Source organism: Streptomyces sp. L500 (assembly GCF_054551825.1).
Window position 1 is genome coordinate 84,388 of record NZ_JBTOLC010000003.1, and the last position, 13,546, is coordinate 97,933.

Genomic DNA, 13,546 nt, shown 5'->3' on the forward strand with positions numbered 1-13,546 from the left:
CGATTGCGCGGGGTCACTCGAGAAAGCTGTCTTCCGCTAGGGCACGCTACAGGCTTTGCGACGTGTCCCGGTCCGGGATGGACCGGCTATCAAACCCGTACCGGTACGAGCAAGGCAAATCCCGTGACACCTTGTCGCGCATCCGGTCACGGAACGGGCACGCGGCTTGACGTGCCCGGCGCCTCGGGCAGACTTGGCCGGGATACGTCGGAGAACAGCTGGATCCACGCGCCCCGGGCGCGTCACGAAACCACTCCAGCGACGCCAGTACTGCCAGGCAGCGCGCCGAGGCCGAGGGGGAAGCAACACCATGAGCCAGGACGGCGCTCAGGGCCGCTACGCGGGACGATCTGTCGGCCGGGGCCGCTACCAGCTGCGCGACCTGCTCGGCGAGGGCGGCATGGCGTCGGTGCACCTGGCCTACGACACGGTGCTCGACAGGCAGGTCGCGGTCAAGACCCTTCACACCGAGCTGGGCCGCGAGTCCTCTTTCCGCGAGCGTTTCCGCCGCGAGGCCCAGTCCGTGGCCAAGCTCACGCACACCAACATCGTCTCGGTGTTCGACACGGGCGAGGACGACCTCGACGGCTCGACGATGCCCTACATCGTCATGGAGTACGTCGAGGGCCAGCCGCTGCGCTCCGTGCTCGACGCGGACGTCGCCCAGTACGGCGCGATGCCCGTCGCGAAAGCGCTCAAGATCACAGCGGATGTGCTGGCCGCGCTCGAGGTCAGCCACGAGATGGGCCTCGTCCACCGGGACATCAAGCCCGGCAACGTGATGATGACCAAGCGCGGCGTGGTCAAGGTCATGGACTTCGGCATCGCCCGCGCCATGCAGTCGGGCGTCACCTCCATGACCCAGACCGGCATGGTCGTCGGCACCCCGCAGTACCTCTCGCCCGAGCAGGCCCTGGGCCGCGGCGTCGACGCCCGTTCCGACCTCTACTCGGTCGGCATCATGCTCTTCGAGCTGCTGACCGGCCGGCTGCCCTTCGACGCGGACTCCCCGCTGGCGATCGCCTACGCGCACGTCCAGGAGGAGCCGGTCGCGCCCTCCACGATCAACCGCTCGATCCCGCCGGCCGTGGACGCGCTGGTCATGCGCGCCCTGAAGAAGAACCCGAACGAGCGCTTCCCGAGCGCCGAGGCCATGCGCGACGAGTGCGCCCGTGTCGCGGGCACCGCCCAGACGGCGCCCGCGCCGATCATCATCGCGGGCGGCCCGCCGGCCCGCAGTGGCGCCGGCGTCGGCTCGGCGGTCTTCCCTCCCGTGGACGGCCAGACGCCCGCTCCGGGGCCGCAGAGCGTCCAGACCCCGTACCAGCCCCACCCGGCCCCCGCGAGCCCCTACAACGGCGGCTACGGGCCTTCCACGCCCCCTCCGGGCCCCCAGGGCTACGCGACGCCCGCGTACGCGGAGACGCCCGCCTACGCGGCTCCCTCGGCGCCCGTCGGTGCGGGCGGCGGCGCGGGCTCCGGCGGCAAGAGCAACAAGTCGGTGCTCATCGGCTCGGGCGTCGTCGCCGTGCTCGCGGTCATCGGCGTGATCGTGGCCATCGCGCTCAACGGGCACGAGAAGGACAACACCAACGCGGGCGGCACCGGCGGCGGCTCGGCCGCCCCGGCCCCCGCCGACCCCGGCGGCGGCAACGGCAGCACCACCGGCGGCTCGGCCGGCGGCGCGAACACCTCGGGCGGCTCGGCCGGCGGCAACACGGGCGGGACGGGCAAGGGCAACGGGAACGGCAACGCCAACGGGAACGCGAACGGCACCGCGGGCGGCGCCCAGGCGAAGGTCAAGGAAGGCGACAAGTCCAAGACCATCGAGCCGGACAAGTGCACCAAGGCGTACGACAGCTTCCAGGACAAGTCGAAGAAGAGCTCCCCGGACTTCAAGTACATCTACATCGACTCCGTCAAGGAGTGCATGCAGGCGGCGGGCTGGAAGTACCGCGTCGACAAGGTGAACGAGAGCACCTGGGGCAAGGGCACCGTGATGACCCAGCAGCCGCAGTCGGGCGACCCGTTCGACCCGAAGACCGACCAGTTCGTCCTGACGGTCTCGACGGGCGAGTCCGGCTCCTGACGCCGTGACGCGAAGGCCGGCCGGCACAGAGGATGTGCCGGCCGGCCTTCGCGTGTCAGGGACCGCGATCACAGGACCGCATCACAGGTACGGGTTACCGGTTCGCGGTTACCGGTTCGCGGTTACAGGTTCGCGGTTACCGGTCCGCGGTTACCGGTCCGCGGTTACAGGTACGGGCCCGAGCGGGCGCCGCCGTGCTGCGGGCCCTCGTGGTCGTCGTCGATGGTGACGCCGGCCGGCAGGGCGCGCCGCATCTGCTCCAACTGGGCGCGCGCGGCCATCTGCTGGGCGAAGAGCGTGGTCTGGATGCCGTGGAAGAGCCCCTCCAGCCAGCCGACGAGCTGGGCCTGCGCGATCCGCAGCTCCGCCTCGGTGGGGATCGTCTCGTCGGTGAAGGGCAGCGACAGCCGCTCCAGTTCCTCCACCAGCTCGGGCGCGAGGCCGTCCTCCAGCTCCTTGACCGAGCTGTGGTGGATCTCCCTGAGGCGGACCCGGCTCGCCTCGTCGAGAGGAGCCGCCCGGACCTCCTCCAGCAGCTGCTTGATCATGCTTCCGATGCGCATGACCTTGGCGGGCTGTTCCACCATCTCCGTCACCGGGACCTCGCGCGGCTCGTCCTCGCCCTCCCCGCCGCCGGGGCTGGCGCTGCCGAGAGCCATGCCGTCCGGTCCGACGACCAGGACGTGCGGGCTCTCCTGCGACCGTTCATTCCTCGGCATATCCATGCCGCCATTCTCTCGCACAGGTGATTTCCCCCTCTTGATGCCCTCGTACACGCCTGATCCACCGTAGGGGGCGCACGGAAGCGACCGGTGTTTCGGATTATCTGCGCCGCAAACGGAGGGCGATGAAGCCCAGTCCCAGCCCCGTGAGCGTCATGCCGGTGCCCAGCGGGAGCACCCGCATCACCCGCTCCGTCTCCCGGTCCGTCTCGACGGCCTCCCGCCGCCCCGGCGCGGGAGCGGCGCCGCCCGGCGCGTTCGAGTGCTGGGGCGCCCGGTGCCCCTCGGCCGTGGCCGGTGTCCCGCCCGACGTGGAAGACACGGAGGGCGAGGCTCCGGCGGGTGCGGACGGCGGTATCTCCGTACGGCCGGGGTGCCCCCGCCCCTCGCCCGCGACGGTGCCTGCCAGCAGACCGGCCACCGGGGAGGGCGGCGCGGACGGGAACACCGTGGTCGTCGTGGCCACGGCCGGGACCGAGGGCGCCGGGGCCGTCGGCTCCCGGTCGTCGGCCCACGCCGGCGAGGGGAGTGCCAGCGCCGTCGATATCGTCAGGCCGAAAAGGAACGCCCTTCGCGGTCCGGTGCTCATGGTCGCCGACCTCCGTACGGGAGACCCCCCTACGGACCCCTCCACCCTCACACGCCACCGGGCACGGGGCGCGCTGGGCGGCGTACGAGGGTGAACGCTCAGGACGTCAGAGGGTGAGCAGGACCTTCCCGACGTGCGCGCTGTCCTCCACGACGCGGTGGGCGGCCGCCGCGTCCGTCATCGGCATGGTGCGGTCGATCACCGCCCCCACCCGGCCGCCCGCGATCAGCGGCCACACGTGTTCGCGCACCGCCGCCACGATCGTGGCCTTCTCGGCGAGCGGGCGGCCGCGCAGCGAGGTCGCCGTGATCGCCGCGCGCTTGGCCAGCAGCTTGCCCAGGTCCAGTTCGCCCTTGCGGCCGCCCTGGAGGCCGATGATGGCGAGCCGGCCGTTGACGGCCAGGACGTCGAGGTTCCGCTCCAGGTACTTGGCGCCGATGATGTCGAGGACGACGTCCACGCCGATGCCGCCGGTGAGTTTGCGGAGCTCCTCGACGAAGTCCTGTTCGCGGTAGTCGATGAGGATGTCCGCGCCCAGCTCCCGGCAGCGCTCCAGCTTCTCCGCCCCGCCCGCCGTGACCGCGACGCGCGCGCCGACCGCCTTGGCCAGCTGCACGGCCATGGTGCCGATGCCGCTGCCGCCGCCGTGGACCAGGAAGGTCTCACCGGGCCCCAGGTGGGCGATCATGAAGACGTTCGACCAGACGGTGGCCGTGACCTCGGGCAGCGCCGCCGCCGAGACGAGGTCCATGCCGGTGGGCACGGGCAGCAACTGCCCCATCGGGACGCAGACCTTCTCCGCGTAACCACCGCCGGCCAGCAACGCGCACACCTCGTCGCCGACGGTCCAGCCGTTCACGCCGGGGCCGAGCGCGGCGATCCGGCCGGAGACCTCCAGCCCGGGGTAGGGGGAGGCGCCGGGGGGCGGGTCGTAGAAGCCCTGCCGCTGGAGCAGATCGGCGCGGTTGACACCGGCGGCCACGACCTCGACCAGGACCTCCCCCTCGCCGGGCGCGGGGTCGGGGACCTCGGCCCAGACCAGGGCCTCGGGTCCGCCGGGTACGGGAATGGTGATCGCATGCATGACCGCGAGGCTACTCCGGGGGACGCCGACTCCCCGGGTACGCGGGACGGTTCGTCCCGTCGCGCGCGGCGGAACCGGTCACTCCTCCGGCGTGGCCGGGCGGGCCCGGACGATCGTGATCAGCCGGTCCGTGGCCTTGAGGGTGCCGGCCTCGGGGTCGTCGTAGCCGAGCAGCCGGTGGCCGCGCAGCACGGAGACGACCAGGTCGTCGGTGTCGCGCGCGCTCCGCCCCACCTCGGCCTTGACCACCGGGCGTTCGACGAGGTCGAGGCCGCTGCCCTGCTGGATGAGGTCCTCCATGACCGTCCCGGCGTTGGGGCTGATCACGGACATGCCCAGCAGCCGCCCGGCGGCGCTCGCGCTGGTGATGACCGCGTCCGCGCCGGACTGCCGCAGCAGCGGCGCGTTCTCCTCCTCGCGCACGGCCGCCACGATCTTGGCGCCACGGTTGAGCTGGCGGGCGGTGAGGGTCACCAGGACGGCCGTGTCGTCGCGCTGGGTGGCGACGATGACCTGACGGGCCTTCTGGATCTCGGCGCGCAGCAGGACGTCGCTGCGGGTGGCGTCGCCGATGACGCCCGCGTAACCGAGGGCGGTGGCCGATTCGACGACCTTGGGGTTGGGGTCGACGACGACGATCCGTTCCTTCTCCCGGGCCTGCCCGCCCGAGCAGAGGGTCTGCACGGCCGACCGGCCCTTGGTGCCGAAGCCGACGACGACGGTGTGCTCGCGCAAGGCGGACCTCCAGCGGGCCAGCCGCCACTGCTCACGGGTGCGCTCGGTGAGGACCTCGAGGGTGGTGCCGACCAGGATGATCAGGAACAGGACACGGAGCGGCGTCACGAGCAGGATGTTCGACAGCCGGGCGCTGTCGCTGTACGGGACGATGTCGCCGTATCCGGTGGTGGACAGGGTGACGGTGGCGTAGTAGACGGCGTCGAGGAAGCCGACGCCGTCGTCGGCGTTGTCGTGGTAGCCGCCGCGGTCGCCGTAGACGATGGCGACGGTGGCGACCATGACCAGCAGCGCGAGCAGCAGTCGCCGGCCCACCTGCCGTATCGGGGCGACGGTGTAGCGGGGCAGGCGGACGCGGGAGTCGGTCGTGTGCCGCTCGTCCTGCGGCTCGTGCTCGGGGAGCTTCACCGGTCGCCCTCCCAGGGCAGGGCGAGGAGCTCGGCCTCGCCCTCCGGGCCCGGCCCGCCCGGCGGTACGACGGCCAGCGCGTCGGCGGCGGCCAGGCCGCGCAGCATGGCGGGGCCGTGGAAGCGCACCGGCCGGGCGTACCCGTCGGGCGTGCGGACCACGGGCACGAGCCGGGTGCTGGTGGCGTGGCCGGGCACGTCCTCGGTGAGCGGCGCCCGGCACGGCCGCCGCGCGGGACGGCCCGCGAGCGCGCGGAGCAGCGGTTCGGCCAGCGTCAGCAGTCCCGCGACGGCGGCGAGGGGGTTGCCGGGCAGCCCGACCAGATGCCGGCCGGACGCGAGGCGCGCGAGCAGCATCGGATGTCCCGGACGCACCGCTACCCCGTCGACCAGGGGCTCGGCGCCCAGCAGGCGCAGGGTGGGTCGCACATGGTCGACGGGCCCCGCGGCCGTGCCGCCGGTCGTCAGCACGAGATCGGCGTCCGACGCCTCCAGGGCGGCGCGCAGCGCCGAGGCGTCGTCGCCGAGGCGGCGCGTCGCCACGACGTCGGCGCCGAGCGCGCTCAGCCAGGGGCCGAGCATGGGCCCGAGCGCGTCCCGGATCCGCCCGTCGTGCGGCAGCCCCTCGCGGAGCAGCTCGTCCCCGAGGACGAGCACCTCGACCCGGGGGCGCGGCACGACCGGCAGCTCGTCGTACCCACTGGCCGCCGCCAGCCCGACCACGGCGGGCGTCACGACGACCCCGGCCGGCAGCAACTCGTCCCCCTCCCGGCACTCCTGCCCCCGGGGCCGCACGTCCTGCCCCTGCGTCAGATGCCGGTCGGCGTACAGCTCCCCGTGCGCCCGCACGACGCCGTGCTCGCTGCGCAGCACGGCGGTGGCGCCGGGGGGCACCCGCGCCCCGGTGGCGATCGCGACGGCCTCGCCGTCGCCGAGCCGCACGTCACCGCCTTGCCCGGCGAGGATGCCGGGGTGGCTCCCGCTGCCGGGCAACCGCCAGGGCCCGGGCCCGGCGACGGCCCAGCCGTCCATCGCGGAGGTGTCGAACGAGGGCAGATCGGTGAGCGCGACGAGCGCTCCGGCAAGCGTCTGCCCCAGGGCCTCACCGAGCGGCACCACTCGGGTCTTGGCTTCCTTCCGCCCCACCGCAGCCCACCCGGCAACGTTCCGCGCGACGTCCCAGGGGGTGGCGGGCGGATGCGCGGGGTGGCTTTTCGGGGCGCGGGGGGCGGGTTCCTCGGGTGCGGGCGCGCCGGGGGCGGGGTCGGGATCCGCAGGGGTGGGGTCCGCCGGTGCGGGGTCCGCAGGGGTGGCGGGCCCGGCGTCAGGGGACGCGGCGGCAGCGCCGCGACGGGCGGAGGCGGCATCCACCGGCGCGGCAGCGGAACCGGGCGGATCGACGGACTCGGCGTCGGTGGAAACGATGGCACTACGACGGCGCCCGGCAGAAGCAGAGCGCTTCTTCCGCTTCGCCGCCGCGCGGCCGCGGTCGGCCGGAGCCGCGTCGGGCTGATCGGCGTCGGGCTGATCGGCGGGCGAAGCCGCACCGGCGGAGCGGCATTCGGCTCCGTGCGCGGCTACGGTCCGGGCATCCGGCTCCGTACTGGGCACGGGGATCCGCACGGTCGGCGCGGAGCTGCCGGCAAAGGGGGCCCGGGGCGCAGGGTCGGGGGCGAACAACGTGTCGTAGAACCGCACCCCGGCGAACGGCACATCGAGCCGCCCGGTATCCACCCCCCGCTCCGCTGCGGGCGGTACGAACGGCTCCGCGAACGGATCCGCGTCGAAGTCGAAGCGGAACCGTTCGTCTCGCCCCCGGGCCACCGCCCCGGCGGCCTCTGCCACCCCGGCCACCCCAGCCACCCCGGCCGCCCCAGCCGCGTCGGCCGCCTGAGCCGCCTCCGCCGGATGCCCGGGACGTCCGCCCCGGGGCGCCCGGGACTGCCCCGCGAGCAGCGCCAGCGCCTCCGCCGTGGCGCGCTCGAGCGCGTCCTCGCCGTCCCGGTCGCGGCCACCACCCGCGCGCCCGCTCATGACGGCTTCCCGTCCGCTTCCGCCGCCCACCGCTCGGCCAGCGCACCAGCCACCCGGGCCGCCTCGGCCACGGCCTCCGGGCCGCCGCCCCGCAGCGCTGCGGCGTATCCGACGAGGAAGGTCGTCAGGGGCGCGGCGGGGCGGGCCACGCCGTGCGCGGCGTCACGCGCGAGGTCGAGGAGGCCGGCCGTGTCGACGTCGAGTTCGATGCCCAGTTCGGCCTTGACCGCGGAGATCCATTCATCCAGCACATGCCTATCGTCCCTGATGCGCGCGCGGGCCTCGCTGATGTCCTCCCAGGTGTCGCAGTCGAAGGAGGCGGTGGGGTGGGGCAGCCGGGCGAGCGACAGCTCGCCCGTGAGCATCCGCAGCGGCAGGCCGACGAGCGTGCCGTGCTCGGCGACGAGCAGCCCGAGCTCCCGCCGCAGCGCCTCCGCCCGGTAGACGGCGACCAGCGGCTGCTCCCGCCCGTCCCCGTCCACGAGGACGGCGCCTTCCGCCCCCGCGACGCCGTCGGCGCCTTCGTCGAGGGCCGTGAGCAGCCCCCGCACCGCTCCCGCCGCCAGGAACGGCAGGTCGGCGGAGAGCAGGAGCACCCGCTCCGCGCGGACCTCGCGCAGCCCGGCGTGGAGGCCCGCGAGGGGCCCACCGCCGGGCGGGTCCTCAAGGGCCCAGGTCACGGGCCGGACCGTGGGCCGCCGGGGGCCGACCACCACCGTCCGCCCGGCGTCGCCGCAGGCGCCCAGCACGCGGTCGAGCAGCGCCCGGCCGCCGACCCGCACGGCGGGCTTGTCCGCTCCTCCGAGCCTCCGGGCGGCGCCGCCGGCCAGTACTACCGCGTCGAAAACCGTCACCCGTCGAGTATGGCGACACCGACCCGGCGGCCCTGCTCAGCCCACCCCGGTCAGACCGTCCGCAGCAGCACCGCCGGCTGCTCCACGCAGTCCGCCACGTACCGCAGGAAGCCGCCCGCCGTGCCGCCGTCGCACACCCGGTGGTCGAAGGTGAAGGACAGCTGGACCACGTGCCGCACGGCCAACTCCCCCTCGTGCACCCAGGGCTTGGGGGCTATGCGGCCGACGCCCAGCATGGCCGCCTCGGGGTGGTTGATGATCGGCGTGGAGCCGTCGACGCCGAACACCCCGTAGTTGTTGAGGGTGAACGTGCCGCCAGCCAGCTCGGCCGGGCTGATCTTGCCCGCCCGCGCGGCCTCGGTGAGCCGGGCCATCTCCACGGACAGCTCGACCGCGTTGCGCGCGTTGGCGTCACGCACCACGGGCACGACCAGGCCGCGATCGGTCTGGGCGGCGAAGCCCAGATGGACGTCCGGCAGCCGGACGATCTCCTGGGCCTCGGTGTCCACGGTCGCGTTGAGCTCGGGGTACTTGGCGAGCGCCGCCGTGCAGATCCGGGCCAGCAGGGCGAGCAGGGACACCTTGGCGCCGCCGGAGGCGTTCATCGCCCGGCGCGCGGCCAGCAGTTCGGTGGCGTCCGCGTCCACCCAGCACGTGGCGTCGGGTATCTCGCGGCGGCTGCGGCTGAGCTTCTCGGCGACCACGCCGCGTACGCCGCGCAGCGGTACGCGCAGGCCGTCGGGCACCCGTCGCCCGCCGGAGGCGCGGCGGGCTGGCCGGGCCGTCTCGGGACGGGCGGTGTGCCGCGCCGTCTGGCCGACCGGCGCGGTGCGGGGGGCCTGCGCGGTGAGCGCGGTGAGTGCCGCCTCCTCGACGTCGGCGCGCAGGATCAGCCCGTCGGGGCCGGTGCCCCGGACCCGGGTCAGGTCCACGCCGCGTTCCCGCGCGAGCCGCCGGACGAGCGGGGAGATCACCGCCACGGCCGTGGGCGCCGGTGCCCGCTCGGCCGGGCGTCCGGTCTCGCGGGCCGGCGGCCTGACCCGGCGGCGGCGCGCCGCCGGGGCCTGCGTGCCGTAGCCGACCAGGACGTTGCCCGAGCCCTCCTCGCCGTTGGCCCTGGCCCCGGTGGCCTCGCCGCCGCCCGCCGGGGACGCCTCGGGGCCCGCCTGGCCGGCCGGCTTCGCCGCGGACCCGGCGGCCGCGCTGCCCGTGCCGCCCGTGGGAGCCGTCGGAGCCGTGGTGGCCGCCTCCCCGACCGCCACGGTCAGCAGCGGTGCTCCGACGGGCAGTTCCTCCCCTTCCTCACCGAAGCGGGCGGTGACCACGCCCCCGTAGGGGCAGGGCACCTCCACCATCGCCTTGGCCGTCTCGACCTCGACCACGGGCTGGTCGACGGCGACCACGTCGCCGACCTTCACCAGCCAGCGGACGACCTGCGCCTCCGTGAGGCCTTCGCCCAGGTCGGGCAGCGTGAACTCGCGCACCACCGCCATCAGCGCGCACCACTCTCATCCTCGTCAGGGGTCCATTCCGATTCCCATTGCAGCCGTGCCACCGCGTCCAGGACCCGGTCCACGCCCGGCAGATGGTGCTTTTCCAGCATCGGCGGCGGGTACGGGATGTCGAAGCCCGCGACGCGCAGCACCGGTGCCTCCAGGTGGTGGAAGCAGCGCTCGGTGATGCGGGCCGCCAGCTCCCCGCCAGGGCCGCCGAATCCGGTCGCCTCGTGGACGACCACCGCGCGCCCGGTCCGCCGTACGGACGCGCAGACGGTCTCCTCGTCGAAGGGGACCAGCGAACGGAGGTCGACGACCTCCAGGTCCCAGCCCTCGGCCACGGCCGCCTCGGCGGCCTCCAGGCAGACGGGCAGCGACGGACCGTAGGTGACGAGCGTCGCGGACGTGCCTCGCCTGCGGACGACCGCCTTGCCGATGCCCGGCACGTCGTCGGGGTGGTCCGGGTCCCAGTCGGCCTTGGACCAGTAGAGCCGCTTGGGCTCCAGGAAGATCACCGGGTCGTCGGAGGCGATCGCGGCGCGCAGCAACCCGTAGGCGTCGGCGACGGTCGCCGGGGCGACGACGTGGAGGCCGGGGGTGGCCAGGTAGTAGGCCTCGGAGGAGTCGCTGTGGTGCTCGACGCCGCCGATGCCGCCGCCGTAGGGGACGCGGACGGTGATCGGCATGGGCACGGCTCCGCGCGTGCGGTTGCGCATCTTGGAGACGTGGCTGACGAGTTGCTCGAAGGCGGGGTAGGCGAAGGCGTCGAACTGCATCTCCACGACGGGCCGCAGCCCGTACATGGCCATGCCCACGGCCGATCCGAGGATGCCGGCCTCGGCCAGGGGCGTGTCCGTGCAGCGGTCCTCGCCGAACTCCTTGGCCAGCCCGTCGGTGATCCTGAAGACGCCGCCCAGGGTGCCGACGTCCTCGCCGAGGACGTGGACCGCGGGATCCTCGGCCATGGCGTCGCGCAGCGCGCGCCCGAGCGCCTGCGCCATGCTGGCGGGCTTCCGGCCGGTTTCGACGGGCGCGGTGGTCATCGCTGGCTTCCTTCCTGGGGGCCGCCCGCGCGGGCGCCCGGGAGCTCTCCCGCGGCGGTCAGCTCAGCACGCAATTGTGCTGCCTGCTCGCGCAGTTGGGCAGTCTGCTCGGCGTAAACATGCGTGAACAGTTCCATCGGATCGAGCACCGGGTCCTGGTGCATCCGCTCGCGGAGATCGGCCGCCATGCGTTCGGCGGCGTCCTGTTCGGCCCGTATGGCGGCGTCGTCCAGCAGCTCGCGGTCGCGCAGCTCGCGCTCCAGCAGGGCGATGGGGTCGTGGGCGCGCCACGTCTCGACCTCGGCGTCGCTGCGGTAGCGGGTGGCGTCGTCGGCGTTGGTGTGGGCGTCGACGCGGTAGGTGACGGCTTCGACCAGGGTGGGGCCGCCGCCGGACCTGGCACGGTGGACCGCCTCGGTGAGGACCTGGTGGACGGCGGCCGCGTCGTTGCCGTCGACGAGCCGGCCGGGCATGCCGTAGCCGACGGCCTTGTGCGCCAGGGAGGGGGCGGCGGTCTGCTTGGCGAGGGGCACGGAGATGGCGAAGCCGTTGTTCTGCACGAGGAAGACGACGGGGGCCCGCCAGACGGCCGCGAAGTTCAGCGCCTCGTGGAAGTCGCCCTCGCTGGTGCCGCCGTCGCCGACCAGGGCGAGGGCCACGACGTCGTCGCCCTTGAGACGGGCGGCGTGCGCGAGCCCGACCGCGTGCGGCAGCTGGGTGGCCAGCGGGGTGCACAGCGGGGCGACGCGGTGTTCGTGCGGGTCGTAGCCGGTGTGCCAGTCGCCGCGGAGCAGGGTCAAAGCCTGCACGGGGTCCATGCCGCGGGCGACGGCGGCGAGCGTGTCGCGATAGCTGGGGAAGAGCCAGTCCCTCGGCTCCAGGGAAAGGGCCGCCGCGACCTGACAGGCCTCCTGCCCCGTGGAGGAGGGGTAGACGGCGAGCCGGCCCTGCCGCGTCAGCGCGGTGGCCTGCGTGTTGTAGCGGCGGCCGCGCACGAGCTGCCCGTACAGCCGCAGCAGAAGTGCCGGATCGCACCCGCCGGCGGCCTGGGTGCCGAGCACCCGGAACGGCTCCGCGTCGGGCAGCAGCGGCGCGGGGTCGGTACGGGGTTGCCAGGCCGGGGGCGGGGTGGGCCGGTACGAGCCGGGCTGCTCCAGAACCGTCATGGCGAGCACCTCCTCTTGGGACGAGCTTGACCGGAAAGCGTCCTGCGCTCTCCCTACCGATTGTTCGGTCGTCGGCACTTTTTGGCTACAGGCGACCCAAGCCTGTGGACAAACGGTTCTCCACAACCTGAGATATGGGCAGGACGTCCATGAAGGGGAGGCATGGCGGTATGCCGGACGAACAGATGGCCACTTCGGGCGGCAGACCGCCCGCCCGCCCGCTCGACGACATAGACCGCTCGATCCTGCGCATGCTCCAGACGGACGGCCGGGCCTCGATACGGTCCGTGGCCGAGCGGGTGCACGTGTCGCGGGCCAACGCCTACGCGCGGATCAACCGGCTGATCGACGACGGGGTGATCAAGGGGTTCGGCGCCCGGATCGACCAGGAGCGGGCCGGACACGGCGCCTCGGCCTACATCACGATGAAGATCGTCCAGAATTCCTGGCGCACGGTCCGCGAAAAGCTCCGGGAGCTGCCGGGTGCCGCCCACATCGCCCTGGTGAGCGGGGACTTCGACGTCCTGCTGCTCGTCCACACCAAGGACAACCGCGCCCTGCGCGAGCTCGTCCTGAGCCGTATCCAGGCGATCGAAGAGGTGCTGAGCACGCGGACGCTGCTGGTCTTCGAGGAGACGGACCTCAAGGAGGACCGCCCGCTCGACGACGGCCGCTAGGGCGCCCGTGGGGCGCCGCGGCCGCCGCCGGCGGGCGGCGGAAAGCGTCGGGGCGTCAGCGGTAGGTGCGCAGGCCCGCGAAGGCCGTGTGGACCACAGCGTCGGCCACCTCGTCGCTCGTGGCGGCCCCGCCCCGCTCCGGCCGGTACCACTCCACAACCGAGTTGATCATTCCGAAGAGCAGCCGGGTGGCCAGCCGGGCGTCCACGTCCTGCCGGAGGTCCCCGTCGGCGGCGGCCTCCTTCAGCAGCCCGGCGACGCGGTGGTCGAATTCGCGCCGCCGTTCCATCGCCCAGCGCTCGGTGTCCGTGTTGCCCCGGACGCGCAGCAGCAGCGTCACGTAGGGCAGCTCCGTGATCAGCACCTCGATGGTCCGCCGGGTGACGTACTCCAGCCGGTCGACCGCCCGTCCGCCGGTGGCGCCCGGCTCGTCCAGGACCGCGAAGAGGCCGTCCAGCGCCCGGCTTATGGCGAGCCGCAGCAGCTCCTCCTTGCCCTTGACGTGGTGGTAGATCGAGGACTTGGAGATCCCGGCGGCCTTGGAGAGGTGCTCCATGGAGGTGCCGTCGTAGCCCCGCTCGTTGAACACCTTGACGGCGACCGCGAGCAGCGATTCGGGCGTGTAGGTGTCGCGCTTGGCCATGGTCATG

Annotated in this window: 12 protein-coding genes; 2 read left to right on the forward strand and 10 right to left on the reverse strand. The window is 73.8% G+C overall.

Annotated features, from left to right (window positions below; translation table 11 throughout):
- The first annotated feature begins 310 nt into the window (after nt 1-310).
- A complete protein-coding gene (locus ACX9I7_RS05605; protein WP_459386683.1) occupies nt 311-2,089 on the forward strand; it encodes a Stk1 family PASTA domain-containing Ser/Thr kinase in 1,779 nt (592 codons plus the stop codon).
- Nucleotides 2,090-2,253: 164 nt separating this feature from the next.
- On the opposite strand, the gene ACX9I7_RS05610 is transcribed toward ACX9I7_RS05605, so the two are convergent.
- The 9 genes from ACX9I7_RS05610 to pdhA form a co-directional block, all read right to left on the reverse strand.
- Nucleotides 2,254-2,814, reverse strand: a complete 561-nt coding sequence (locus ACX9I7_RS05610) for a bacterial proteasome activator family protein (RefSeq protein WP_387577382.1) — start codon at nt 2,812-2,814, stop codon at nt 2,254-2,256.
- Between the two features lie 97 nt (nt 2,815-2,911).
- The gene (locus ACX9I7_RS05615) at nt 2,912-3,400 is read right to left on the reverse strand and encodes a hypothetical protein (protein ID WP_387577380.1); all 489 of its coding nucleotides are present in this window, start codon (nt 3,398-3,400) and stop codon (nt 2,912-2,914) included.
- Nucleotides 3,401-3,506: 106 nt separating this feature from the next.
- The gene (locus ACX9I7_RS05620) at nt 3,507-4,484 is read right to left on the reverse strand and encodes an NAD(P)H-quinone oxidoreductase (RefSeq protein ID WP_126914988.1); all 978 of its coding nucleotides are present in this window, start codon (nt 4,482-4,484) and stop codon (nt 3,507-3,509) included.
- Between the two features lie 78 nt (nt 4,485-4,562).
- The gene (locus ACX9I7_RS05625; RefSeq protein ID WP_459386684.1) at nt 4,563-5,627 is read right to left on the reverse strand and encodes a potassium channel family protein; all 1,065 of its coding nucleotides are present in this window, start codon (nt 5,625-5,627) and stop codon (nt 4,563-4,565) included.
- Nucleotides 5,624-6,997, reverse strand: coding sequence for a molybdopterin molybdotransferase MoeA (locus ACX9I7_RS05630; protein ID WP_452672847.1), 1,374 nt, complete (start codon nt 6,995-6,997; stop codon nt 5,624-5,626). Before ACX9I7_RS05630 ends, ACX9I7_RS05625 begins: the two co-directional genes overlap by 4 nt.
- A 659-nt stretch (nt 6,998-7,656) precedes the next feature.
- The gene (locus tag ACX9I7_RS05635; protein ID WP_387577375.1) at nt 7,657-8,514 is read right to left on the reverse strand and encodes an NTP transferase domain-containing protein; all 858 of its coding nucleotides are present in this window, start codon (nt 8,512-8,514) and stop codon (nt 7,657-7,659) included.
- Between the two features lie 50 nt (nt 8,515-8,564).
- Nucleotides 8,565-10,007, reverse strand: coding sequence for a dihydrolipoamide acetyltransferase family protein (locus ACX9I7_RS05640; RefSeq protein ID WP_387577373.1), 1,443 nt, complete (start codon nt 10,005-10,007; stop codon nt 8,565-8,567).
- Nucleotides 10,007-11,053 carry an alpha-ketoacid dehydrogenase subunit beta gene (locus ACX9I7_RS05645; protein ID WP_189455601.1) on the reverse strand — a complete coding sequence of 349 codons (1,047 nt, stop codon included), beginning with the start codon at nt 11,051-11,053 and terminating at the stop codon, nt 10,007-10,009. The genes ACX9I7_RS05640 and ACX9I7_RS05645 overlap by 1 nt, the downstream gene beginning before the upstream one ends.
- Complete coding sequence (gene pdhA, locus ACX9I7_RS05650) at nt 11,050-12,219, reverse strand: pyruvate dehydrogenase (acetyl-transferring) E1 component subunit alpha (protein ID WP_459386685.1); 1,170 nt, start codon at nt 12,217-12,219, stop codon at nt 11,050-11,052. Before pdhA ends, ACX9I7_RS05645 begins: the two co-directional genes overlap by 4 nt.
- 170 nt (nt 12,220-12,389) lie before the next feature.
- Here pdhA and ACX9I7_RS05655 point away from each other — a divergent pair, with 170 nt between their 5' ends.
- Entirely contained in the window at nt 12,390-12,896 is a 507-nt protein-coding gene (locus tag ACX9I7_RS05655) for an Lrp/AsnC family transcriptional regulator (protein WP_126914994.1), read from the forward strand.
- A 55-nt stretch (nt 12,897-12,951) separates the two neighbouring features.
- On the opposite strand, the gene ACX9I7_RS05660 is transcribed toward ACX9I7_RS05655, so the two are convergent.
- Nucleotides 12,952-13,545: a TetR/AcrR family transcriptional regulator gene (locus tag ACX9I7_RS05660; RefSeq protein ID WP_189455597.1), complete on the reverse strand. Its 594-nt coding sequence runs from the start codon at nt 13,543-13,545 to the stop codon at nt 12,952-12,954.
- Nucleotide 13,546: the final 1 nt, after the last annotated feature.